Raw genomic sequence first — 24,719 nt, 5'->3', positions numbered from 1 at the left:
AGCAATAAATTTACTTAATTGTTTTTATTGGATTTAAAAAAATATTTAAGACAATTAAAAAGTAATCAAATGATTTTTATGAATATTTATTTTTTAGTTTATCCATCATTATTTTCCAATAAGAAGTGCCCCTTAATTAGTGCACTTCAAATTCGGCATCGATGGGATCAAAACGCCAAGTCCGAATGATACGTAACTCAGAGATTTCTTTTTTCATACTGACATCAAATGCGCCAAAAGGTGCACCACGGCGTACCGATGCTTTAGCTGCTTCATCCAAGATTGCATGACCAGAACTTTCAATTAAGCGGATTGCCCGAATTCCTCCTTCAGCATTCAAAATCACCATTAAACGCACTTCACCCGCCAAGCGTTGTTGTTTGGCTTGATCGGGATAATAGCGATTCCCGTATAACTCGACTTTTTGGCGAAATTTATCTAAGTAAGCAGCAGATGCGTCTTGTTTGGCCTGAATCCCATCAACCGTTTTAATCCGTTGTTTACGGCTAAAATTCTGTTGGCGTTGTAAATATTGCGCTTCTAAGCTCGCCACCATGGCAGCTTTGGCTTGAAACTGACTTTGTAAATCATCCAGCGTCTTTTTACGTTCGCTCTGCTCAGCTTGCTTTTGCCAGCTTAAAACCGTCATGAGCACTTTTTCTTCGAATTTTAATTCCCGTTTTTGCTGAATTTTTTCCAGACTTTCTAACTCTTTTTCACCAGTGGTCGCATCAGCTTGCATCGGTGCAGGCAGATCACTCGACATACGGTGTGCTTCGCGGAAGTCACCAGAACCTTTTTGATCCGCTTGCGCCAAAAAGTCTGCATCTTTCACTTTTTCTGCACTTGGACGAACAGTGACGGCAATTTCTTTGGTCGAGGTGTCAGAGGGTGATGGCATGGTAAATTGAATGGCCAGCACAGCCCCATGAAGCAGCATCGCCAAAGCGACTGCCCCAACAAAAATTGGATCTTGCCACCAATAAGGAGACAGTTCTGAACGCAAATTTATTTTATTCAACATGGCATTTAAGCGACAAAAAATGTCCCATCCCCAACGGTAGCACCGTATAAAAACCCAACCAATATTCAAATTTTTACAAAAATGTGATCCACTTATAGTTACAGTGTTTCCATACCATCATTTTATGAAAATGTAGCAATTAATTTTGCTACACTGCAAGTCAGAAATTTATTTTTATTTTTTAGTGAATACAAAGATTGTGGCATTGCTGTACTTATCAATTCACTTTCTGGAACAACTTTTATGCAAACGCTAATTTCATCCGTTGTTAAACGTCTACGTAAAGTTTACCAAAAAGCAGAAGAATTCATCGAAGAAGAAAGAGAATTTTCACTGTCACAAGTCTTTGTGAATGCCACCATGGAACGTTATGTCACCGAAAATGTGGGCATCATGCAAGACTTGCACGCCGACCTATATGATGGTTGGTTACGCTTATATACCACCCTTGATGTGAAAGGTCTGCATACCACCTTATCGGTTGATTTAAAGTTGATTCAAATGGAAATGAATCAAAATGTGCAACTGATGGTTTTTGAACAAATCAGCAATACCCAAGTGATTGAAGCCAAATTCAAAAATATCTTTCAAAAATGGGGCTTTTATGTGGCGATCTGGTATTACCAGAAATTCCGTGAAGAAGATCCGCTTGGCAAAATCTTAGAACATTTTGAAGTGGTCAAAGTCCAAGATGATTTACTTTATCTGGATTTAAATCGTTGGTTAGGTAAAAAAGCCAGCATTATCGAAACCTTGAGTAAAGTCCATGTCAATCGCGCACGTGTCCGCCCTGCCGAGCTGATTGTTTGGGGTAATGTCAATCTTGCCGCAATTTTATCGCCATCCAACGAAGATGACTTTGACGAAGACGATTTAAATGATACTGAAGTCACTCCGATTCAGCAAAAAGACAAAAAAGCATAAATCAGTTCAATTCAGGTGGCATATCATTGTAGATGAGATGCCACTGCACTACACATCTTCATGATTTATACGAAAAATTAACAAGCGCTTAGTAAAAAACCTGATCTTTTCTTCATAATCTACAGGCATAATATCTTTAAATCGTAATGATAAATGAGTAGTTCAATTCAGGATTGCTCAAAGGATATAGTGTTATGACAAAGAAATTATTGAACGTACTTGGTCTTACTTCAGCTGCCATTTTCAGTGCAAGCATCTCTAGTCATGCCTTGGCAATGGCGCCTTTCCAAGCCAGTTATCAATTTAGCTACAACAATAAAAACCTCGGTTCAGCAACACGCACACTATCTCAGCAAGGCAATAACTGGACCTATCAATTCAGTGCCAAAGCAGGTGGTATTGCTTCTGCATCTGAAACCAGTCAATTTAGTTTTGCTGACAACAAAATCAATTCACAGAAATTTAGTCGTAGCAGTAAAATCTTGATTCACAACAACACAATGAGTATTAACTTCAATCCAAACACTAAGGTTGTGAACACCAAAAAAGATGACACGGCTCGTTCATTTGCATGGCAAGCGGGTGCCTTGGATGAACTCAATGCTGAGTTGCAAATTCGTGAAGACTTAAAAAGTAATGCATTGAAAACCAAATATCTGATTGCCGATGCAAAAGCATTGGATGAACGTCGCTTTGTGAAACAAGGCACTGAAAATGTCAAAACTCCTTATGGAACATTCAGTGCCATTAAAGTGGTGATGCAGCATGATAAACCTGAACGCAATACCGTATTCTGGTTAGCACCAAAACTTGACTATTTACCCGTCAAAATGGCGCATAACGATGGAAAATCATCATATGGTCTGCTTTTAACAGGCTATTCAGGTAAAACAAACTAAGCATCTGGTCAATTTTGGCTTGCATTTTTTTTGATGCTTTTTAAAATATGCCTTTGCTTGAACAAGCATCCGTTTAGAGGATTCTCCCGTGTACGCTTTAGAACAGAAAATCTTAAATGAAGGTATCGTTCTATCTGATCAGGTTTTGAAAGTTGATGCTTTCTTAAACCACCAAATCGATCCTGTGTTAATGCAGCTGATTGGTAAAGAGTTTGCCGCTCGCTTTAAAGATGCAGGTATTACTAAAATTATTACCATCGAAGCTTCAGGTATTGCACCTGCAATCATGGCAGGTTTAGAACTTGGCGTTCCTGTTATTTTTGCGCGCAAATACCAGTCATTAACACTGAAAGACGACCTTTACCGTTCTAAAGTGTTCTCGTTTACCAAACAAACTGAAAGTACCATTGCGATTTCCAACAAGCACATTAGTTCAAGCGATAAAGCGCTGGTGATTGATGACTTCTTGGCCAATGGTCAAGCCGCGCTGGGCTTAATTGATTTGATTCATCAAGCCAAAGCTGAAGTGGTGGGTGTCGGTATCGTGATTGAAAAATCATTCCAGCCAGGCCGCGATGTATTGCTGGAAAAAGGCTACCGCGTTGAATCGCTAGCACGCGTTAAATCTTTAGAAGGCGGCAAAGTCACTTTTGTCACTGAATAAGATTCAGCACTCAGAAAAAAGCGGATGAAAACTCATCCGCTTTTTTATTTAACAACAATCCCAGTTGTATAGCACTTTGGAAAAGTCTCGTTTCTTTAGATCTTCTGGATGAATAAAGAAATTCCCCACACCCGAATCACCCCACATAATCTCGTTTTCCGCATCATCGGTATCGAGCTGAAACAGCAGCACATAATCTTGAACTTTTTCATTATATTGACGTGGATCAGTTTGGGTAAAATACGGATAGCCACCTAAACGATGTCCACTTGCGGAAGCCAATTCATCATAAGGCTCGATAAAATCATCTTCAAAATCACCACCGTCAAATTGATCTTCAAAATCATAAAGGTCTTCAACCCCTAAAATTTTCGGCGCAAAAGCGAAATCACCCAAACTGATCGGCTGAGTGCTTAAAGCAAACTCAATCGAGTATTGTCCGGTAAATGGCAAATAATCATCTTCGCCCAATTGAACCTCAGAAAAGTCCTGTTTTAATTGTGATGCATCCTCAAGCACTTGATCAAAGTACAACACTTTAAAACCTGATTGCTGCTGTTGGTCATCAAAGTTCATCCCATACAAATCATCGGCAGCGATATAGAACTGTAAAATCCCCTGATTAGGAAAGTCAGGTAAATTGGGGATTTCGGCAAAATTAAACTGTGCTAGCAAAGCCAATGGATTGCCATTCGAATCGACTGGATAAGTCACATCCAGTGGTAAGTAAGGTTGTCCCCCAATTTTACTTTGCCACAAAGTTAATTCATCGCTGGGGGTGAGTTGCATGGTAACTGTTGGCAGAATAGTCGCCGAGATTTTTTCTAGGTAGGGCTGCACACTGTTCGGCAAAGTTTCTGGTTTAAAATTCATTCTGTTGGTTATCCCTCTACTTATTTATAGAATGTAATATAAAACAAGTAAATAAATTCAGATAGCGGTTAAACATCCTTCTGCGACAATAACTGACGCTCAATTGCAGCATTATTTCTGATAAGATGAGCCCAGGCAAAATCTGCGGTAGGAATGACAATGCGTACATATTTAGACCTTTTACAACATATCCTTGACAATGGCGGCGACAAAGGTGACCGCACAGGCACAGGTACACGTTCAGTATTTGGTCATCAGATGCGTTTTGATCTTTCCAAAGGCTTTCCACTGCTCACCACCAAGAAAGTCCACTTCCGTTCGATTGTGATTGAGCTGCTTTGGTTCCTCAAAGGCGATACCAACGTTCAGTATCTCAAAGACAATAAAGTTTCCATTTGGGATGAATGGGCTACCGCAGAACAAACAGCACGTTTTGGTCGTCCAGAAGGTGAACTTGGCCCCGTCTATGGTCACCAATGGCGTAACTTTGGCGCAACCCAAAATGAAGATGGCAGCTATCAGCAAAATGGTTTTGATCAGATCAAATGGTTGATCAATGAAATCAAGACCAATCCAAACTCACGTCGTTTGATTGTGTCAGGCTGGAACCCAAATGAAGCCGGCAAAGTGGCATTACCACCTTGCCATACCCTGTTCCAATTTTTCGTACAAGACAACAAACTGTCCTGCCAACTGTATCAACGCAGTGCTGACGTATTTTTAGGTGTCCCGTTTAATATTGCCAGCTATGCCCTGCTGACTCATATGATTGCACAAGTCTGTGGTTTAGGTGTCGGTGACTTTGTCTGGACAGGTGGCGATACGCATCTCTATGCCAATCACTTTGAACAGGCACAGTTACAGCTTAGTCGTGAGCCACTAGCGTTGTGTCAATTAAAACTCAATCCTGAAATTACCGATATTTTCGATTTTAAATTTGAAGATATTGAAATTGTTGGGTATGAATCACACCCAGCAATCAAAGCACCTGTCGCAGTTTAAGTAGAGAGATATAAAAATGGCATGGCAAGGCACTGAAGTTGTCCACGTAGTCGCAATGGATAAAAATCACTGTATCGGCAAAGGTAATGCTTTACCGTGGCATATCTCGGCTGACCTAAAACACTTTAAAGCCATCACCCAAGGCGGTGTGGTGATTATGGGACGTAAAACCCTTGAATCGATGGGACGCACCCTGCCGAATCGTGTCAATTGGGTGATTACTCGTGATCCTGAATGGCAATTTGAAGGGGTTAAGATCGCGCATAGTATCGAAGATGCACTCAATGCCGCACTTACAGACGTGCAACATTCAGAAAAAGCCGCCTTATTTATTATTGGAGGTGGAGAGATCTTTACTCAGACACTGGCTATTGCCGACCGCCTCGAGTTAACTCATGTGGATCTGGATGTTCAGGGCGATGCACACTATCCAAAAATCAGTGAAGATTTTCGTAAAGTAAACGCAGAGCAACATACTGATGAAAAGTCTGGTATCGCTTTTGAGTTTGCCACCTATCAAAAATAAAAATGGATTGCATCGGCCATGCATAATATTGGATCACGAGAGTTTTTCATCGCTTTAGGCGTCGGGCTTTTACATAGCCTATTTACTTTATTCGTGGTTCTTTCAAGTGTCTGGCTCTGTCTAGCCTTATGGATTCAACAGCCACTCGGTTCATTCTTTAGCCGAGTCAGTATTATTCTGTGGAGCCTGTTCGCACTCAGCTTAATTGGCGTCTATGTCAGCGGTCATCTAGTGAGTCGCCGCACCGATATCATTATTTATTGTGTCGCCTTTGCGTGTGCCTTAGTCTGGTATTTTTCCTTAGAGGCAAGACAAGATCGGGATTGGAATCCTGAAGTTGCAGAACAACTGAGTTATGAAAAGAATGGGGATCTGGTCAAGCTGCATAATGTACGAAATTTTGACTGGCATGCCGATGGCAGTTATGACATTCATTGGGAAGATCGCAGCATTGATCTGAATAAAATTACGGGCATCAATGTCATTACCTCCTACTGGATGGGTCCACAAATTGCCCACACCTTAGTGAGTTTCGATTTTTCTGATCAAAAACCGTTGGTGTTCTCGATTGAAATCCGTAAGGAAAAAGGTGAAGACTTTTCTGCAATTGGTGGCTTTTTCCGTAAATACGAACTCAGTCTAGTGGCTTCCGATGAAAAGGATCTGATCTATACGCGCAGTAATGTTCGTCATGAACAAGTCTATTTATTCCCGATCAGAATGCCTGCAACTGAGCGCAAAGCCCTGTTTATTGAATATCTGCATAAAGCAGATGAACTCCGTGCAGAAGCCAAATGGTATAACACGCTGACCAGTAACTGTACCACACTGGTCTTTGATATGGTTCAGGCAATTAATCCGCAGCGCTTACCCAAAGATTACCGCCTATTGGCCTCAGGTTATTTACCGAACTATCTCTACGATCTAAAAGCCCTCAATCAAAATTACAGCATGAATGAATGGTATCGCTTGGCACACATCAATCCCCGTGCCGAACAATATGAACAACAGCCGAACCAAAGCAGTGAATATTTTTCGGATGTCATTCGTACAGGCCTTCCCAAGACTGAGTGATTTTTCCACTCATTTTATTAAAAACACCTGAACATTTACAAAAGGATACGCAATATCCTGCTCCACTCCATGTTGTTTTACTCTAATACCGAGCATAGAAACACAATGATTTGGACTTAAATTTTATGTTAAAACCTTTTTTAACAACATGTACTTTGGCAATCGCCGTAGCAATGACGGGTTGTTCAACCACAGAATCTCTCCAAACCTCACCCAATGCGTCTCAAAAAGAAAGCATCAACCTCTATGGCCGTAACTGGATTGCTACTCATATCAATGGTGTCGAGGTCAAAAGCAATGATCTTTCTAGCAAGCGCCCTGCAATTCAATTTGATGCCAAAGGCAAACGTTTCTTTGGTGCAGATGGTTGTAACCAAATTCAAGGTAGCTTTGAAAGCCAAGGTTCTATCTTACGCCTCGGCCCAATTGCTTCAACCATGATGGCGTGTATTGGACAAGATAACAGTGCGCTCTCACGTCAATATAGCAATGCATTGGCAAGCACAACCAACTATGAACTCAAAGGCCATGAGCTTAAATTCATGGATGCATCCGGCAAAGTACTGGTCAGCTTCGTTACCGTAATTCAGCCGCTTCCGTAATTTACAGATCACAAAAAAGTAAAAGCTCGTTGCGAACACGGGCTTTTACTTTTTGAGCACTTCGTTTACTTTAGTAACATTCTTAAAATTAAAAATTGGGGAGTCTTATGCAACAAGCACTATTTGGTGGTGGATGTTTTTGGTGTGTCGAAGCCGTGTTTCTACAACTCAAAGGTGTAGAGAAAGTGGTGAGTGGTTATGCAGGTGGCATTAGTCAAAACCCGACTTATGAACAGGTCTGCCAAGGCACGACTCAACATGCTGAAGTCGTTCTGATTGATTTTGATGAGCAGCAGATCAGCTATACGCAATTGTTAAATGTGTTTTTTACCACACATGATCCAACGACACTCAATCGTCAAGGCAATGATATCGGCACACAATATCGCTCGGTGGTGTATTACTTCAACGAAGAGCAAAAACAGCAGGCTGAACAGGTCATTCACGGTCTAGAAGATGAAGGACTGAATATCGTCACTGAGCTCAGCCCAGTACCGACGTTCTACCCTGCGGAAGAGTATCATCAGAACTTCTTTGCACGTAATCCATCACAAGGTTACTGTAACTTTAGCATTCCGCCTAAGCTATCCAAATTACGCGCCAAGTATCTTGATCTACTCAAAGATGCCTAAGCACAAAAAAAGCAACTCATTGAGTTGCTTTTTTATTGATATCACGTGTTGTCTTAGTTTTCACTGACGAACGCAATATCACTTAAACCTGCTTCACTGGCACGAGACATGACTTGTGCAACCGTATCATATTTTGATTCTTTATCTGCACGTAACTGCACAGTCGGTTTTGTCTCTGCTTGACCCGCTTCTTGGAAACGTTTCTCTAGCTCGTCTAAGCTAATGATCTGCGCATCCCAAGCCACCTCACCTTTATCATTAATACTAATGGTAATGGCTTTTGGTGGTGGATCGACAATTTCAGCAGTGGTCTTTGGTAAACTTAGTGGAATTGATGGGTTAGCAACCGTTGCTGTGACTAAAAAGATAATCATCAATACCAACATAATGTCGATCAGAGGAATGAGGTTCATCTCATTCATGCCACTGTCGTGGTCTTCACCCAATTGAAAGCCCATCTTAAGCTTGACCTCCAACTAAACTTTGTTGTGTGGTTTTAGTTTCAGTCTTTACCGTTGTTTCTTGCTGCAACATGGTATCGATTAACAAGCTATGTGCTTGATCTTGTAAATCATGCGCCAAGCCACGGTTAAAGCGTACACAGATGTTGTAGGCCATCACCGCAGGAATCGCAACTGCAAGACCCAGACCAGTCATAATCAAGGCTTCACCTACTGGTGTGGCAACCTGAGCTAAGCCAGCTTGACCACTCTTACCTACCGCAACCAAGGCATGGAAAATACCCCATACCGTACCAAATAAGCCCACGAACGGCGCAAGTGAAGCGATGGTTCCAAGAACTGATACGCCTTTTTCTGCTTGAGATTTCTCTGCAGAGATTTGGCGAAGCAATGCTTGTTCAGCCACAGCTTTACGTTGTTCAAATGACAAAGGCTGTAACTTCGCTTTGAGCGAAGCCAAAGCTTGTACCAGTTGCTTATAAGCCTGTTGTTTTAATTGGCGTGTTCCTAAAATGCGCAGAATGAAAATAGTCCACGTCGCAATCGACATTGCTAAAAGGATGAAATACAGTGTTTTACTTACTGCATCTGCATGTTGCCAATAAACTGAAAAGTTCATATACGAACTCCTGATTTAATCTGTCGCAAGGACTCAAATTTATTAAGGACTAAGATCAAACGGTTGCTCTGCTCGAATCGGGTAAGCAACACCATTTTCCATATACGGTTTAAATTTCGCACTTCTGACAGCACGTAAAACTTTTTCATCTAAATTCGGGACACCACTGCTACGTGTAATACGTGCATTGGTAATTTTACCTTTTTCATCCGCCTCAATCAGGACCATCACTGAACGTGTTTGGTTATCCAGATCTTTGGCTGTGACAGATAATTTTGGTGAACGACTCCACTGTACGCCTGAACCACCAATCGATACACGTTTTGGTGTTGGATCTGCAGCAGGTTGAGGTTTCACAACTTCCTGAACTGGTTGTGGTTTTTCAACCACTTTTTCAGTCACAGTGGTCACAACCTTGGTTTCCACCTTTGGCTCAATCTTTTGTTCAGTTTTTTGAAGTACAGGTTTTGGCGCCTCTTTGACCTGTTGAACCTTTTCAATCTTCTTCGGTGGCGGTAAAGGTTTTTCAACAACCTTCACTTCCTTCACTTCTTTTTTAGGTTCAGGTTTTGGCTTTTCTTTCGGTTTTGGTGGTTCAGGTTTTGGCGGTTCTTTAATTTTAACGAACTTCACCTTAAGCGGTTCTTTCTCGATTGGTCTTAACTCAATCGTTTTCATGTGGCTCACCGCCCACAGAACTCCTACATGTCCAATCACAACTGCAACTAAGGCAGCGATGATTTTCTTTTTCATCGGGTGTGGCGTGTTGAATGTAGCAGGAGATTGACTCATAAGAATCTAAGTACCTAATAGATGGTGACGCTTTCAAAAAAACGATTTCACTCATCGGATAGAACAATGAAAGTGCCGTAATAATAAATGAGAAGTGTTTTCATTTGCAACTGTTTTTTCTTGTATATTTGCTAGCCATTGAAAAATAGACATAAAAAAACATGCCTTGCGGCATGTTCTCTTTACATACTGTTACATGGCAATTGATTAGAAAACTACGGTCTTGTTGCCATCCACAATGATACGATCTTCCAAGTGCCATTTGACGGCACGCGCCAAGACATTACGTTCAACATCTTCACCCAACTCACGCAATTGCTCAACGTTATAATCGTGGCTAACACGCTCAACATCTTGCTCGATAATTGGACCTTGATCCAGATCAGCCGTCACATAATGTGCAGTCGCCCCAATCAACTTCACCCCTTTCTCATAAGCTTGCTTGTATGGGTTCGCACCAACGAAAGCAGGTAAGAATGAGTGGTGAATATTGATGATTTTCATTTCCCACTGAGCAACAAAGTCTTCACTGAGAATTTGCATATAACGTGCCAAGATTAACAAGTCATTGCCCTGCATCATCTCATTAATCTGCGCATAAGCTTCGACTTTATTGTCTTTATTCACAGGCACCACATGGAATGGGATACCAAAGTTTTCAACCGATTCACGTAAATCTGGATGGTTAGAAATGACTTGGGTAATTTCACATGGTAATGAACCACGCGCATGACGCCATAACAGCTCTAATAATGCATGATCAACTTTAGAAACCAGAATACCGACTTTTTTCAATTCACCGACGAAATTCAATTTCCATTGCATGTTGTAGCGTTCTGCAACATTGGCAGCAAAAGTCTGCATCAATGCTTCTTTACGCGATTGCAAATGATCAAGCTCAAACTCAACACGCATGAAATAACGCCCGCCTTGAGCTTCTGTTGCGTACTGATCAAGTGCGGTAATGTTTGCTCCCTGATGATACAAAAAGCTCGATACGGCTTGCACAATCCCCGGCTTGTCTTCACAAGTAATCAGTAATCGTGCTGTGTGGGCTGTAGTCGTGTTCATTTGGTTAATATCACTTATTCGAATCAAATTAAAATCAAGCCGAGCATTCTAACCCTTTTTTGCTATTGACTAAATAGCTGCTGACGATCTATTCATCATCATTTTTAAGATTGGATAAGCTGGCAAATAAATCTGATGGCCCTAGTGATTTCAGTAATTGCTCATAAGTTTGACGACTTTCACCCATTAAATACGGGCCTTCCAAGAACACCATTTGGCGTAAGGCCTGCCAAACCCACTTTTCTTCAAGGCGGTTATTATCGCTAATATGCCCCGACATATATAAAAAGTTGGTCCAGTTAGTCAGCACAATCCACAAGTTAATGATCAAAGCTTCAATTTCTGAATCCGTCATCTTCATCAGACCAGCATCCACAAAGGCACGATAAATTTTTTGCCCTTGCTGCATCACCTGCCCTGCAAAACGTGGATAGATTTTGCGGAAGTCTTCATTATTTTCAACCAGATGATAGACATCGCGGTGAATAAAACGATAAGCCCACAACTGATTACTCAGCACTTGGAAATAACTGATTTTATCGTTGGCATTCAATGGGCGATCCGTCGGCAAGGCCAACATTTCCAGGGTTTCTGCCTGATACTGTTGTGCCAGCTCCTTAATAATTTCCTGCTTATTACGGAAGTGATAATACAGATTGCCAGGGCTAATCCCCAACTCAGCCGCAATGTGATTGGTGGTGACCGAACGCTCTCCACGCTCATTAAACAACTGCAAACTGATTTGCAAAATTCTATCTTTTGTTTTGTTCGGTTTAGCGTGCGACATTGAGTTTAACCATCTATAACATTATCAATAGGTTATAAAACAAACCTATAAAGCGACTTGACACTTTAGAGTATTTACTCTAAAAATTAAAAAATAATAAGCTTTCTTTTGGTCTACTCCTATGAACAGTCAAACAAAAACAACCGCTATGACACCTCATGTTGATGTAAAACGGCTGCATGATTTGCTTGAACAGCAAAAAGCAGCTTACCAACGTCATCCTGTTCCAAGCGCCAAAGAACGTATTGAACGCTTAGCCCGTCTTAAAAGTATCTTGGTAAAATATCAAGATCAATTTGCTAACGCAATTAGTCAAGACTACGGCAATCGTGCCGTAATGGAAACCAAAATTGGCGAAGTTCTGACTTGTCTAGAGCATATTAAATACTATAGCAAGAACCTAACTGAATGGATGAAACCATCTAAACGCCATATCAGCATGTTACACCAACCAGCCAAAGGGTGGGTAGAATATCAGCCACTCGGTGTTATTGGGGTGATTGCACCGTGGAACTATCCTTTATTACTTTCTGTTGGCCCACTGATCTGTGCCTTGGCAGCGGGTAACCACGCTATGATCAAAATCTCAAGCGCATCGTCAAACTTTGGTTATGTGCTTGAAAATGCATTGGCTGAAGCCTTCCCTCAAGAATTGGTCGCTGTTGTAAACGGCGGTGGTGTTATTTCAGATGCATTCAGTCATCTGGCATTCGATAAGATGATTTTCACAGGTTCAACCTCAGTGGGTAAAACCGTGATGGCTGCTGCAGCAGAGAATCTTGTCCCTGTGATTTTAGAGCTTGGCGGAAAATCGCCTGCACTGGTTCATTCAGCCATGAACATCCGTGATGTGGCGCAGCGTATTGCCGTGGGTAAACTCTGGAATGCAGGTCAGACTTGTGTTGCACCTGACTATATGTTCTTGCCTAAAGGCAAAACAGCAGAGTTCACCAAGCACTATAATGACTTTGTAACCACCATGTATCCGACTTTGCGTGACAATAAAGACTACACTTCAATTGTGAATGACAAACAGTACAACCGCCTGCAAGGCTATTTGGAAGATGCTCGCGATCAAGGTGCGACAATTGTTGAACTAAATGCCAAAAATGAGTCTTTAACAGAAGTTCGTAAGATTGCACCAACCTTATTAACAGGTGTGACCACGGAGATGGAGATTATGCGGAATGAAATCTTCGGTCCGATTCTGCCTATTTTAGAATATGAACATATCGAAGATGCATTGCAATTCATTAATAGTCGCCCTCGCCCCTTAGCGTTCTATTACTTCGACATTGATAGTGCACGTGCGGATTATGTGGCTAGCCGCACTCACTCAGGGCACTTCGGGATCAACCAGACGCTGACTCATGTGGCACAGGATGACCTGCCATTTGGTGGTATTGGCGCATCAGGTATGGGCAAATATCACGGTAAAGAAGGTTTCTTTAGCTTCTCACATGAACGCTCAATGATGTCGAATCCTGTCAGCCCTAAACTTTACAGTTTAAAATTCATCCTTCCGCCGTATAATAAAGCCACGCATAAACTGCTTTTGAAAACACTATTTCGTTAAGCTGGTTAAGGCATGAGCTATCACACCAGTTCATGTCTTGTTTTTACCAAATTCGCTTGTCTTTTAATCGTATTTTTGGTATAAAACGCCCCTTGAATGATTTCATCCGTTTACTTGAATGGCTAGTTGCACGAAATTGTGCTGTATAAACTAGCAATGGAGTTCACCATGTCTAAGGTTTGCCAAGTTACCGGCAAGCGTCCTATCGTTGGTAACAACGTATCGCACGCAAACAACAAAACCAAACGCCGGTTCGAGCCGAACCTGCACCACCACCGTTTTTGGTTAGAAAGCGAAAAGCGTTTTGTACGTCTTCGTCTAACCACTAAAGGTATGCGTATTATTGATAAATTGGGTATCGAGAAAGTTGTTGCTGATCTCCGTGCTCAAGGTCAAAAGATCTAAGGAGTCTGAACAATGCGTGATAAGATTCGCCTCGTTTCTACAGCTGGTACTGGTTATTTCTATACCACTACTAAGAACAAACGTACTATGCCGGAAAAAATGGAAATCAAAAAATTTGATCCAAAAATCCGTCAACACGTAATTTTCAAAGAAGCTAAAATTAAATAATTTTAGTTCTTTAAGAAAAACGGCTTCATTTGAAGTCGTTTTTTTTGCCTAAAAAATAGAAACTACAATTTACATGATTTTTTTTGATAAATAAAAAAATTGTCATCAACAAATTCGATTTTAGTTGTTACACTTTATTTGTTGTTTTCTTGGCATGCTTTATGCTCATTTATTTCTACCTTAACCGCAACGATTAAGGAACTCAAATGCCACATGATGTTGATTTAATTATATTACTTGCTGTTGGTTTTGGTATGGCCCTTATTTTTGGCTATATCGCAGCTCGTTTACGCTTACCTCCTTTAATTGGCTATCTCGTTGCCGGCATTATTATTAGTCCAAATACGCCTGGTGTGGTCGGCGATATCCAACTGGCCAATCAGTTAGCCGAACTCGGGGTGATGTTCCTCATGTTTGGCGTGGGGATGCATTTTTCGCTTAAAGATTTACTGCAAGTACGCCGTATCGCCCTTCCTGGTGCAATTTTGCAAATTGCGGTCGCGACTTTACTCGGCATCGCCGTTTCCATGTTTTGGGGGTGGAGCTTCGGTGCAGCACTGATTTTTGGTTTAAGCTTATCTTGTGCCAGTACCGTGGTGCTCCTGAAAGCATTGGGTGATCGCGGCTTACTTGATTCCGTTAACGGAAAAATTGCCGTTGGCTGGCTTTTGGTTGAAGATCTGGTCATGGTCTTGGCCTTGGTACTGCTACCTGCAACAGCCGTGTTGCTCGGTGGTCAAGCATTACCAGGGACAGATACCTCACAAAGCATCTGGATCACCATTGGCATTACCCTGCTCAAAGTCACTGGTTTTATCGCCTTTATGCTGATTATTGGTAAACGCTTAGTACCAATGATCATGCAGTTCGTGGCACGTTTAGGGTCGCGTGAACTGTTCACCCTTACCGTTGTTGCCGCCGCAGTTTCAATTGCCTACGGTTCTTATGCCGTGTTTGGGGTATCAATGGCACTTGGTGCATTCTTCGCAGGGATGGTGGTCAAAGAGTCTGACTTTAGTCATCGTGCCGAAGAAGAAACCCTCCCCTTACGTGAAATCTTCTCGATTCTATTCTTTGTTTCGGTCGGCATGCTGTTTGACCCGAGCATTTTGGTTGAAGAACCATTACGTATTTTAGCCGTGGTTGCCATCATCATGGTCGGCAAAACACTTGCTGCAATGGCTTTGGTCCTATTCTTCCGTTATCCAATCAACACGGCCTTAACCGTCGGTGCCAGTTTGGCGCAAATCGGTGAGTTTTCCTTTATCTTGGCAACACTCGGCTTATCGTTAGGTTTATTGACGCCTGATGCACAAAACCTGATTCTTGCCGGTGCATTGTTTTCGATTACCCTCAACTCATTTGTGTTCTCTGCGATTGAGCCGGTACAACGCTGGATTCGTGAGCGCTCGCATTTGGCCCGTATGTTAGAACGTAGTGGTGACCCATTGGCCATGTTGCCAGATGAGGTTGATCAAGCTTACCTGCGTGATCAGGTGGTGATTATCGGTTATGGTGGCGTTGGTCGTCGTATCAGTGAAAATCTGATGCAACAAAATATTAAAGTGGTGATTGCTGAAGAAAATCGTGAAATCGTAGAAAAACTACGTGAACAAGGCATTGCAGCCGTCAGCGGTGAAGCGACTGAACCGAATGTGTTAATTCAAGCCCATATTCAACATGCCCGTTTACTGGTGATTTCACCAATGGATATTCTAGACATTCACCGTATTGTCGATATTTCCAAACAGCTTAATCCTGAAATTCAGGTCTTGATCTGTGCAGAAAGTAAAGAAGAAGCAGTGGTGATTCGTGAAGAAAATATTGGTGAAGTGTTCTACGCCAAAGAAGAAATGGCCAAAAATATGAGTCATCATATCCTCAGTCAAATCGAATTGGCGCATCAGTCTGAAGCCCATTAACTGGTTTGAAAGCACAAAAAAGCGTACTTGAAGTACGCTTTTTTGTTTTTGAGATCAGCTCAAATGTGTTGGCTGTTCATCTACCACTTCTGCTTGCCACTGATTCATCTGTTTTTCTAACAGACCAAACAAAGCCGCTTGAATCATGTGCTGTGCAACTGTTGGAGTCTGATCACCCAGAATTGCTTTTACTTCGTCACTAAACTGAATCTTGACCAAAGGTTCATGTTCTTCAGAACCCGCATTGCGCAAAGCCAGCTCACCACCTTCGAGTTGAACCAATTCAAGAACGGCTTCTTGATTACCAAATAATTCTTTTAACTGTTGCATTGACATAAATTTTCTCCATGCTTCAACATGGTGGCAAAGTATTTTGCGCTCACGTCTTATTTATATAAGTACTGTTGGCTTAAATTTCAAGTCATCTTCAAGATTTGACTTAGAACTCCACCATTTCATTACGAAAACCATCAATTAAATGACTTAACTCACGGTGCCATTCACGTAAGATTTTCGCATCAGGTAACCACGCTTGTGGGCTTTGTGTGACTTTAATAATCAGATTTGAAGAAGTTTCATTTTCAGGTTCTGGTGCTGTTGGCTCGGGTGCGTATTGACACATACGGTATGCACGTTTCAACTCTGCCACAAAACCGTCTTTTGCCAATTGCTGTAACACCAGCACTTCCGGTGAAACCTGCCCTTTATCTGCCATATGCTCTTCAATCGACTTAAAGGTGGGCTGCAAATCATTGAGACGGTAATAACGAACCAATTCCTGCAAGAAGGCTAAAATTGCGCCGTGTAAATGAAATACTGCTGCCTCACGGTAAGCCTGTGCCTGCTGAATATGTTCAGTTTGCTCAGCTTGTTGACATGCAAGACGAGCAAAATACAGTTTCTGATTGGTGCGATCAGCATGATAACGAGCAACACGAGACATAATATTTTCCTTCAAGATCCTTTCGCTTGGTTTGGGGTCTGTTGATATTTCACAGATGCGTGCGACAGAGGGCATTTTTTAGATGCTACAAGGCAGGTCTTATGTAATTTAGTTATTCTAAATAAATAAGACATAACGCAGTAGCAGCAAAAAATGTCCCTGTCCCGTAGGGTTATGGCTAAAACATCCATAAACTGCGTTATGAAACTTAACAAGGGAGTCGCCATTGTCTTCGTTTCATGCCTTGTTTATGTCATTTTAGCCGATAACGCAACGCATGGCTGAAATATCAATAGACCCTACTTAAGATTAAATGCTTTAATGATAAAATCAATATCTTTTGAGCCTGTCCATGCGCCATATTCAACAAGCCATACTGAGCTTAATATGCTGTATGGCCATTCCCATCGCTTATAGCTGTGAACCTGCTGGTTTAGACTGGGAAAAGCTCTATGCCGATTACGATCTCAATCGTGATCAAATGATCGATCAAAATGAATGGAAGCAACTGATTCATTTAAAAGACCAACCTGTTGCTTGGCAGAAACAGGTATTCGCAATTGACCCCAAACGAATGAAAATTTTTAAAGCACTCGATCAAGATCAGAATGGCTTAATCGACCAGCAAGAAATCAACAATATCTATGGCTATTTCATCAACCCTTGTCAGGGCTGGGGACAAACATGGGGTAAATAAGATTGAGATAAGTTACTCAATCTCCAGCTCAATCGAATAAAGTTTTCGCTTGGCCATGACTTGAAGCGGTGGATCAATCGGACGAATATTACGAATGACCCAAGCCAAATAGCCTTCATTCCAAGCCGATGCACAAGCGGCTTCCACTTCATCCACTCGCCAAGCATGTACGGTTTCGATATCGACCAAGGCAACGGCCAATCCCAACTCTTCATCCCCATCATTCAAAAGAAAATTTTGATTCTCGACAATCACCACATCTTTCAGTGGCAAAGTTTCAGGTTGCCATGAGCGAATCTCAAGGGTTTTAAGCCCTTGTACAATCCGCTCAGCACTCGGAGCAACAATCGATAAAGCCGTATATTGCTTTAACATTGATAATTAAGCTTTGTCATCCGCAGCTTTGACACGAATACCTTGGCTCTTTACTTTCAAGGTATTTAAACCTTTGATCGCTTTAATCGCTTCACGTGGATTTGGCATTTCAACAAAACCGAAACCTTTCGATTTACCCGTTGCTTCGTCTTTGACCACGACACAAGACTCAACTTTTCCATATGCTTTGAATAAGTCGAGAATTTCTGCATCAGTCACATTACGGTCTAAATTACGAACTAAAATTTTCATGCTAAAGCCTAAAAGATGATTCACTGTTTATGCAATGAATCAAAAGAAATTGAATCTCGCTAGTTTAATCGAAATCAAGGCCAAAACCTAAATTGATTGCGCTAGTACGAGAACGATTGCTTTGTCCATAGGCACGTGGAATATCTCGATGAATCTGAACATCAACTAAATGTTGAGGTAAATCATTGAGGAAGTAGCTTTCTATTTTTCTTCCTAGCTCGTCATATTGATCCTGCGACCATAAATTTAAATTTTGTTTGGTCAAAATCAATTCATCTTCGGCACGGGTTAAGGCCACATAGAGTACACGGCGTTCTTCTTCGACATCATCAAAATCGCCTTGTGCGCGTGCATGAGGATATTGATTCGGAGAAACATGCGGGACATAACAGACTTTTTGTTCAGCCCCTTTGGCTGAATGGATCGTAATGAGCGTGACTAAATCTTGATCTGGGGTTTTATCAATTTCTGAAATGGAAATTGGATCCAATACATATTCTTCTAAGAACTCACCGAGAGAGTTGTGTTTGCGTGCCAATTGCTTAACCAGATCAAAGTCTTTGACACGGCGAGTCCAGTCTTTGGTTTTATAATTATTTTCCAGCTGTTCATTTAATGCATCTAGTGCCAGACCGATACAGGCTTCGACATGTTGCTGTAACACATCCAGTTGCATCAAAATCAAAATCGCTTGTTGTGGCACTTTGCCGTGTCGCTCTAGACGTTGGCAACGTGCTTCGATATCAGGAAGCTGAATCAACTCCTGTGCCAACTTACTGGCACCGACATCGCCTACACCATCCCAGAGTGTTAGGAAACGCATCCAGGCCAAGTCATCCTGCGGGTTAACACTGACCCGCAGCAGACTGAGTACGTCTTTGACATGTGCTGATTCTAAAAGCTTCACCCCACCAATAAAACGATAAGGGATATTGGCAGCGATGAGTGCACCTTCTAGATAACGCCCACTAAAGCCAGAACGCAGCAGTACCATGTGCTCTGCCCAAGCCGCACCCTGCCTATGACGACGATTCAAATCTTGAATAATCCAATTGGCCTCTTCAAACTCATTACTCAAGATATGCAATTGTGGCTTTAGACCTTTACCACGGTATGCTTGCAGATGCTTGTCATATTCAATTTGGCTCTGCGCTAGCAGCCAGTTGGATAAATCTAAAATACCTTGGGTCGAACGATAATTCATTTCCAAAGTCAGGACTTCAGCATCCGGTACGCGTTCTTTAAAGTGATGGATATTTTCGAAGTCAGCACCACGGAAGCCATAAATAGATTGTGCATCATCTCCCACACAAAACAATTTGACCTTGCCCACTAAAGGTTGCAGTAAAGCCCATTGCAGTGGATTGGTATCCTGCATCTCATCGACCAATAAGGCTGAGCAGAAACCCGTGACCCATCTCACCAACTCAGGTGAGTTTTGCAAATGCACTGCCACGATAGATAGGATGTCATCATAATCCAAAAAGCTCCGTTCTTGCTTACGTTGCTCATAGGCTTTCATCAACTCGGCAATCTGCGCCTTATACTCCAGCGCTTGCGGTAACTGTTCAACCAAAGCATCCGAGAGTTTGGTTTTGGTATTCCGCGCATAAGAATACAGATCACATAGCTCCGCAGCCTTTGGCAACACATTGCCCTTATCTTTACCACGCAATAGGCGGAACATCAGCAATTGATCATCTCGATCAATAATACTGAACTGGGTCAAACCAAAAGCGCGTGGGTTACGGCGCAAGAGATACATACAAAAGGTATGGAAAGTTGAAGCACGTAAACCTTTAGCCTGTATCCCCATATGCTGTTCCACCCGTGTGACGATTTCGCTTGCCGAACGTCGGGTAAAGGTCAAGATTTGAATCTGTTGTGCGGGTAAGCCCTGATCAATCAGATATGCTGCTCTGGCGACAATGGTTTTGGTTTTACCACAGCCCGCCCCTGCCAAGACCAGACAATTTTGTGCAGCCGTGGTGGCTGCCTGTTTTTGTTGTGGATTCAGTTCATCAATTAGCTTGGCAAGCGTCATACAGTCGGTCAATTAGAAATGAAGGACTATTTTAGCAGACTAAGGCTATCGAGATGTTTTCCGCTACAAAAACAAAAAGAGCATGTAAATACATGCTCTCGCTTTGGGATGTGTCGCTTAAACTGTAGTTGAACTATGCGGTAATTGTTTAATCGCCCCTGCAAAGGTCAAATAATTAATCCCTTGGAACAAAATATCAATCGCAAGGAACATCCCCAATACCCAGAAAGGTGAATCAGGCGAAGATAAAATCAAAATCCCAGTTAATAGGGTTAAGATGCCTGAGAACAGTACCCAGCCCCAACCTGAAATCGGTCTGAGAATAAAGGCATTCACGCTACGGATAATTCCCGCAATAATTAAGGCAATCGCCAAGAAACTGGTGAGTACCACGGCAGTAATCACGGGGGTGGTAAAAGCAAAATAACCGGCTGCCAGATATAACACCCCAAACAAGGCCCATAACCAGCGCGTGCCCCCTTTAAATACCATAAATGCAGCGACAAAATGCAAAATACCACCCAACATCATCAGCACACCAAATAATAAGACCGCCGATAATGTCGCAAAGGGTAAGGCTGCTAAAAGAACTAAACCAAAAACGACCAATAATATGCCTAAGAGCAGATACCATTTACGATCAGCATGCAGCTGATTGCGAATTAGATCGTTACCCACTGTTTTCATCATTATTTACTCTTTTATCATCAATGTTATATCCCTATATTGATCGTGTTTTTCACTGAGTTCTGTATAAGGCATGTTGAGAATTAATGACGGAATGTCAGAAAACGGAGCCTTTCTCTGATTTTTTTAAGTTGTATCCCTCTTTTCAAAGATATGGAGAAGTTGAAACTTATCCACAATTTATTTGATCCAGCCGATTTCTTGTGCAGTTAGTACGCTAATTACCGTTTGTTCTAAATCATTTGGCATTTTACTTTTGTGCTCGGACAACGGAATCCGTCCCCCCATAATTTCAGCTTTTACCTGTGGATAGAATGGTTGTTTATCCGCCTGCGCATAACCTATCGGGAAAAGAGGTTCACCATTGGCAAGACTATATTTATCGGCCGCACCAAAGCCATGCAATAACTCATGTGCCAACACCACATTATTTTGCTGTGCTTGTTTAACCGAAGCAAATAGATTGACCGATCCAATTCGCCCACGTTCCAGTGCTGTCGAGTGCTTGAGTTCCCGATTCAGTTTCGGGTCATAATAATTCAGATATAAGGTGAGACTGGGTGAACCATCAATAGATTGGTGCTGTTTCCATGCATAGAATCGGAACTTTAAACTCCATAGAATATTATTCAAAATATTCGCTTGCTCAGCCATTTTCGGTGGCGTTTGTTGTAACTCACGTCCTATCTGGATCATGAAATAACTAGGCTGTCCTCGATATTGCTGGCTGTTTTTTTCTAAATATTGCTTGACCTCGGTAAAGTTATCTTGCTGCAAACCCTGAATATACTGTTGTGTACTGGCAAGACCATCGGCATTAATCGGATGCAACAGTACATGAATCGGCTGATTCCAATCCTGATTTTGATCACGATAAGCATTGACTGCAACAACCAATAACACCAGCAGCAAACAGGCAACTCGAATATTTTTCCACATGAATTTCACCCCAATTCAAAATCATTGTTATTTTTCTTTATTCAATAAAAATGCCAGCAATCGCCAGCATTTTCTTTCATCTTAAAAAGTTAGCCTTCTACCCATTTTCCATCTTGGAACACCAAACTCCACTTGGTCTGCTTACCTTCAGCGGTCTCAGAACCTACATATTGCGCTTGATTCTTACGGCTGAATTTCACGACCGTTGGATTACCTTCAGGATCGACATCTGGCGCTGCTAACAAGAACTGGTATTTTGGATCAAGCTGCTCGGCAACACTGCGTAATTCAGCCACTTTCGGTGCACGCGTTTCACGGATTTTCGGGAATTTGCTGGCAGCCAAGAAGAGACCTGCTGCACCATCACGTAACACAAAGAAATCATCATGTTTGGCTGAACGTAAGTGTTCCATTTTGATTGGATCAACACGCGGTGGTGCGGGTTGGCCACTCTTCAATACTTTACGGGTATTGTCACAGCTTGAACAAGCGAAGTACGGACCAAAACGACCTGTTTTCAACTGCATTTCGCCATCACATTTATCACATGGAATGGTCGGACCATCATAGCCCTTGATCTTGAATTCGCCTTCTTCAACTTCGTAGCCATCACAATCTGGGTTATTACCACAGACATGCAATTTACGGCCACCGTCAACCACATAACTGTCCATTGCGGTACCGCATTTAGGACAACGATGTTTCGACATCAAATCAGCAGTTTCAGCACCATCATCATCCGACAAAGCGGCTAAAGACTCGACTGGGGTTAAGTTCAGTGTGCCTTTACAACGTTCTTTCGGCGGCAAGTTATAACCCGAACACCCCAAGAAAACACCCGTGGTTCCAGTACGGACTTGCATTGGGCGTGAACATTCTGGACATGGCACATCCGCCACTTCGACAGGCTGATTACGACGCATGCCGCTTTCACCCTGCGCATTGGTTAAACGCTTTTTGAAGTCACCATAGAACGTATCCAGCAATTCTTTCCAGTTCCGCTCCCCCATGGCAACACGGTCTAACTGGCCTTCTAAATCTGCAGTAAAAGCATAATTCATCAGGTTATTAAAACTTTCATCCAGACGGTCGGTGACAATCTCGCCCATCTTCTCGGCAAAGAGACGACGGTTTTCCAGTTTGACATAGCCACGTTCTTGAATAGTCGAAATAATCGCAGCATAGGTCGATGGACGACCAATGCCTTTTTTCTCTAATTCCTTAACCAAAGAGGCTTCGGTAAAACGCGCAGGTGGCTTGGTAAAGTGCTGGCTCGGATCAAGCTTTTCTAACTTGAGCACTTCACCTACTTTTACCGCTGGCAGTAAAATATCATCATCGGACTTGTTCGCACCACGCACGCGAGTAAAGCCATCAAAAACCAAGGTTCGGCCTTTAGCTTTTAACTCAACATTTGACGCTTCAACGGTTAAAGTAGACGATAAATATTCTGCTGGTGTCATTTGGCAAGCGACAAACTGACGCCAGATCAAATCATATAAACGTTGCGCATCACGCTCAACTCCAGCAAGTTTGTCACCCGTTAAGCCAACATCAGATGGACGAATCGCTTCATGGGCTTCTTGTGCCCCTGCTTTATTGCCGTAACGATTTGGCTTGGCTGGTAAATATTTATCACCAAAATTTTGCTGAATATGATTACGCACCATATTCACAGCGTCATCGCTCAAAAAGGTTGAGTCGGTACGCATATAGGTAATAAAACCACCTTCATACAAACGCTGCGCCAACATCATCGTTTTCTTTACTGAGAAACCTAAGCGTGTACTGGCCGCTTGTTGTAAGGTTGAAGTAATATACGGTGCACTTGGATTAACCTTGGTTGGTTTATCTTCGCGTAATGCAACTTTATATTCCGCATCTTTTAATACGTTCAATAACGCATCAGTTTCTGCTTTATTTTTTAGTTTAAGGGTTTTGCCCGCTTGCTTAACCGCTTCAAGGCGAATGTCATCTTTCTTAGAAATAGTGTCTGCAAACACTTGCCAATATTCTTCAGGAATAAAGGCACGGATTTCACGTTCACGCTCGACCACCAGTTTCACTGCAACTGATTGCACACGACCTGCCGATAAACCACGGGCAATCTTTTCCCAGAGCAATGGCGACACCATAAAGCCCACTACACGGTCAAGGAAACGACGTGCTTGCTGCGCATTAACTCGGTTTAAATCGAGGCGTGTTGGCTGTTTAAACGCTTCTTGAATGGCATTTTTGGTAATTTCGTTAAAGACCACACGATGGTAGCGACTGTCATCGCCACCAATCACTTCTCTTAAATGCCAAGCGATCGCTTCCCCTTCTCTATCCAAATCCGTTGCGAGATAGATTGCATCAGCATCTTTGGCGAGTTTTTTTAGTTCGGCAACGACATGTTCTTTGCCTGGAAGCACTTCATAATGCGCAATCCAATCATGCTCTGGATCAACCCCCATACGGTTGATGAGTGCAGACTGTGCTTTTTCAGCTTTCTGTTCATCGGTGAGTTTGGTACGGGTTACGGGCTTCTTTTCAGTGGATTTCGCCCCGCCTCCTGTCGGTAAGTCACGCACATGACCCACCGATGACTTCACCACATATTGTGAACCCAAATATTTATTAATTGTTTTCGCTTTTGCAGGCGACTCCACAATCACTAAGGCACGTTTCTTTGCAGCAGATGCGGGAGCTGCTGTGCTTTCTGAAGCAGAGCGTGGAGTTTTCGCCATAATAAATCGTTTTTCCTATGTTTAATCAGTGA

28 protein-coding genes are annotated in these 24,719 nt (G+C 42.3%); 13 read left to right on the top strand and 15 right to left on the bottom strand.

The annotated features are described in order from the left end of the window. Positions 1 to 136 precede the first annotated feature (136 nt). Positions 137 to 1,024 carry an energy transducer TonB gene (locus NG55_RS15140; protein ID WP_065343704.1) on the bottom strand — a complete coding sequence of 296 codons (888 nt, stop codon included), beginning with the start codon at positions 1,022 to 1,024 and terminating at the stop codon, positions 137 to 139. 243 nt (positions 1,025 to 1,267) lie between these two features. Here NG55_RS15140 and NG55_RS15135 point away from each other — a divergent pair, with 243 nt between their 5' ends. The 3 genes from NG55_RS15135 (at position 1,268) to NG55_RS15125 (ending at position 3,511) form a co-directional block, all read left to right on the top strand. Continuing rightward, a complete protein-coding gene (locus NG55_RS15135; RefSeq protein ID WP_016542453.1) occupies positions 1,268 to 1,948 on the top strand; it encodes a hypothetical protein in 681 nt (226 codons plus the stop codon). Between the two features lie 194 nt (positions 1,949 to 2,142). Further along, positions 2,143 to 2,847: a DUF3108 domain-containing protein gene (locus tag NG55_RS15130; RefSeq protein ID WP_016542452.1), complete on the top strand. Its 705-nt coding sequence runs from the start codon at positions 2,143 to 2,145 to the stop codon at positions 2,845 to 2,847. Between the two features lie 88 nt (positions 2,848 to 2,935). Then, positions 2,936 to 3,511 carry a xanthine phosphoribosyltransferase gene (locus NG55_RS15125; RefSeq protein WP_005239835.1) on the top strand — a complete coding sequence of 192 codons (576 nt, stop codon included), beginning with the start codon at positions 2,936 to 2,938 and terminating at the stop codon, positions 3,509 to 3,511. 48 nt (positions 3,512 to 3,559) lie between these two features. On the opposite strand, the gene NG55_RS15120 is transcribed toward NG55_RS15125, so the two are convergent. Further along, positions 3,560 to 4,384 carry a YwqG family protein gene (locus NG55_RS15120; RefSeq protein WP_016542451.1) on the bottom strand — a complete coding sequence of 275 codons (825 nt, stop codon included), beginning with the start codon at positions 4,382 to 4,384 and terminating at the stop codon, positions 3,560 to 3,562. A gap of 159 nt (positions 4,385 to 4,543) precedes the next feature. On the opposite strand from NG55_RS15120, the gene thyA reads away from it, so the two are divergent. The 5 genes from thyA to msrA all read left to right on the top strand — a co-directional run bounded on the left by thyA (position 4,544) and on the right by msrA (position 8,220). Further along, on the top strand, positions 4,544 to 5,386 hold the full coding sequence (gene thyA / locus NG55_RS15115) for a thymidylate synthase (protein WP_016542450.1): 843 nt from the start codon (positions 4,544 to 4,546) through the stop codon (positions 5,384 to 5,386). Between the two features lie 16 nt (positions 5,387 to 5,402). Beyond that, on the top strand, positions 5,403 to 5,912 hold the full coding sequence (locus tag NG55_RS15110) for a dihydrofolate reductase (RefSeq protein WP_065343703.1): 510 nt from the start codon (positions 5,403 to 5,405) through the stop codon (positions 5,910 to 5,912). Between the two features lie 18 nt (positions 5,913 to 5,930). Next, positions 5,931 to 6,986, top strand: coding sequence for an Lnb N-terminal periplasmic domain-containing protein (locus NG55_RS15105; protein ID WP_016542448.1), 1,056 nt, complete (start codon positions 5,931 to 5,933; stop codon positions 6,984 to 6,986). Between the two features lie 125 nt (positions 6,987 to 7,111). Beyond that, positions 7,112 to 7,588 (top strand): META domain-containing protein, encoded by a 477-nt coding sequence (locus NG55_RS15100; RefSeq protein WP_016542447.1) that lies wholly within the window; start codon positions 7,112 to 7,114, stop codon positions 7,586 to 7,588. A gap of 107 nt (positions 7,589 to 7,695) precedes the next feature. Next, positions 7,696 to 8,220, top strand: coding sequence for a peptide-methionine (S)-S-oxide reductase MsrA (gene msrA / locus NG55_RS15095; RefSeq protein WP_016542446.1), 525 nt, complete (start codon positions 7,696 to 7,698; stop codon positions 8,218 to 8,220). Positions 8,221 to 8,273: 53 nt separating this feature from the next. On the opposite strand, the gene NG55_RS15090 is transcribed toward msrA, so the two are convergent. The 5 genes from NG55_RS15090 to NG55_RS15070 form a co-directional block, all read right to left on the bottom strand. Next, positions 8,274 to 8,678 (bottom strand): ExbD/TolR family protein, encoded by a 405-nt coding sequence (locus NG55_RS15090; RefSeq protein ID WP_016542445.1) that lies wholly within the window; start codon positions 8,676 to 8,678, stop codon positions 8,274 to 8,276. Between the two features lies 1 nt (position 8,679). Next, entirely contained in the window at positions 8,680 to 9,300 is a 621-nt protein-coding gene (locus NG55_RS15085; protein WP_016542444.1) for a MotA/TolQ/ExbB proton channel family protein, read from the bottom strand. Positions 9,301 to 9,342: 42 nt separating this feature from the next. Then, positions 9,343 to 10,092: an energy transducer TonB family protein gene (locus NG55_RS15080; RefSeq protein WP_016542443.1), complete on the bottom strand. Its 750-nt coding sequence runs from the start codon at positions 10,090 to 10,092 to the stop codon at positions 9,343 to 9,345. 207 nt (positions 10,093 to 10,299) lie between these two features. After that, positions 10,300 to 11,163, bottom strand: coding sequence for a formyltetrahydrofolate deformylase (gene purU, locus NG55_RS15075; RefSeq protein ID WP_016542442.1), 864 nt, complete (start codon positions 11,161 to 11,163; stop codon positions 10,300 to 10,302). Positions 11,164 to 11,251: 88 nt separating this feature from the next. Next, positions 11,252 to 11,950, bottom strand: coding sequence for a TetR/AcrR family transcriptional regulator (locus NG55_RS15070; protein ID WP_004655980.1), 699 nt, complete (start codon positions 11,948 to 11,950; stop codon positions 11,252 to 11,254). A gap of 121 nt (positions 11,951 to 12,071) precedes the next feature. Between NG55_RS15070 and NG55_RS15065 the strand changes: the two genes are divergently transcribed. The 4 genes from NG55_RS15065 to NG55_RS15050 all read left to right on the top strand — a co-directional run bounded on the left by NG55_RS15065 (position 12,072) and on the right by NG55_RS15050 (position 16,021). After that, complete coding sequence (locus tag NG55_RS15065; protein WP_016542441.1) at positions 12,072 to 13,526, top strand: coniferyl aldehyde dehydrogenase; 1,455 nt, start codon at positions 12,072 to 12,074, stop codon at positions 13,524 to 13,526. A gap of 168 nt (positions 13,527 to 13,694) precedes the next feature. Next, complete coding sequence (gene rpmB, locus NG55_RS15060) at positions 13,695 to 13,931, top strand: 50S ribosomal protein L28 (protein WP_004649871.1); 237 nt, start codon at positions 13,695 to 13,697, stop codon at positions 13,929 to 13,931. A gap of 12 nt (positions 13,932 to 13,943) precedes the next feature. Beyond that, positions 13,944 to 14,099, top strand: a complete 156-nt coding sequence (gene rpmG / locus NG55_RS15055; protein WP_003654787.1) for a 50S ribosomal protein L33 — start codon at positions 13,944 to 13,946, stop codon at positions 14,097 to 14,099. Between the two features lie 206 nt (positions 14,100 to 14,305). Beyond that, entirely contained in the window at positions 14,306 to 16,021 is a 1,716-nt protein-coding gene (locus NG55_RS15050; RefSeq protein WP_016542439.1) for a cation:proton antiporter, read from the top strand. 54 nt (positions 16,022 to 16,075) lie between these two features. Here NG55_RS15050 and NG55_RS15045 read toward each other — a convergent pair whose 3' ends face one another. Together NG55_RS15045 and NG55_RS15040 are read right to left on the bottom strand one after the other, a co-directional pair. Continuing rightward, positions 16,076 to 16,357, bottom strand: coding sequence for a hypothetical protein (locus tag NG55_RS15045; protein WP_065343702.1), 282 nt, complete (start codon positions 16,355 to 16,357; stop codon positions 16,076 to 16,078). Positions 16,358 to 16,460: 103 nt separating this feature from the next. Continuing rightward, the gene (locus NG55_RS15040; RefSeq protein WP_004655987.1) at positions 16,461 to 16,964 is read right to left on the bottom strand and encodes a DUF6586 family protein; all 504 of its coding nucleotides are present in this window, start codon (positions 16,962 to 16,964) and stop codon (positions 16,461 to 16,463) included. 352 nt (positions 16,965 to 17,316) lie between these two features. Between NG55_RS15040 and NG55_RS15035 the strand changes: the two genes are divergently transcribed. Then, entirely contained in the window at positions 17,317 to 17,661 is a 345-nt protein-coding gene (locus NG55_RS15035; RefSeq protein ID WP_065343701.1) for an EF-hand domain-containing protein, read from the top strand. 12 nt (positions 17,662 to 17,673) lie between these two features. Here NG55_RS15035 and NG55_RS15030 read toward each other — a convergent pair whose 3' ends face one another. From NG55_RS15030 to topA, 6 genes are all read right to left on the bottom strand, one after another. Continuing rightward, entirely contained in the window at positions 17,674 to 18,036 is a 363-nt protein-coding gene (locus NG55_RS15030) for an ASCH domain-containing protein (protein WP_065343700.1), read from the bottom strand. Between the two features lie 6 nt (positions 18,037 to 18,042). Then, on the bottom strand, positions 18,043 to 18,288 hold the full coding sequence (locus NG55_RS15025) for an RNA recognition motif domain-containing protein (protein ID WP_004802550.1): 246 nt from the start codon (positions 18,286 to 18,288) through the stop codon (positions 18,043 to 18,045). Positions 18,289 to 18,352: 64 nt separating this feature from the next. Then, complete coding sequence (locus NG55_RS15020; RefSeq protein ID WP_065343699.1) at positions 18,353 to 20,332, bottom strand: ATP-dependent helicase; 1,980 nt, start codon at positions 20,330 to 20,332, stop codon at positions 18,353 to 18,355. Between the two features lie 117 nt (positions 20,333 to 20,449). Continuing rightward, positions 20,450 to 21,022 carry an HdeD family acid-resistance protein gene (locus NG55_RS15015; RefSeq protein WP_065343698.1) on the bottom strand — a complete coding sequence of 191 codons (573 nt, stop codon included), beginning with the start codon at positions 21,020 to 21,022 and terminating at the stop codon, positions 20,450 to 20,452. A 177-nt stretch (positions 21,023 to 21,199) separates the two neighbouring features. Next, positions 21,200 to 21,958, bottom strand: a complete 759-nt coding sequence (locus NG55_RS15010; RefSeq protein WP_065343697.1) for a hypothetical protein — start codon at positions 21,956 to 21,958, stop codon at positions 21,200 to 21,202. 89 nt (positions 21,959 to 22,047) lie between these two features. Further along, positions 22,048 to 24,687, bottom strand: coding sequence for a type I DNA topoisomerase (gene topA, locus NG55_RS15005; protein WP_016542433.1), 2,640 nt, complete (start codon positions 24,685 to 24,687; stop codon positions 22,048 to 22,050). Positions 24,688 to 24,719: the final 32 nt, after the last annotated feature.

Source organism: Acinetobacter gyllenbergii (assembly GCF_001682515.1).
GTDB classification, from domain to species: domain Bacteria; phylum Pseudomonadota; class Gammaproteobacteria; order Pseudomonadales; family Moraxellaceae; genus Acinetobacter; species Acinetobacter gyllenbergii.
The sequence above is the reverse complement of the archived record's forward strand: the minus strand, read 5'-3'. Positions and strand labels throughout refer to the sequence as shown.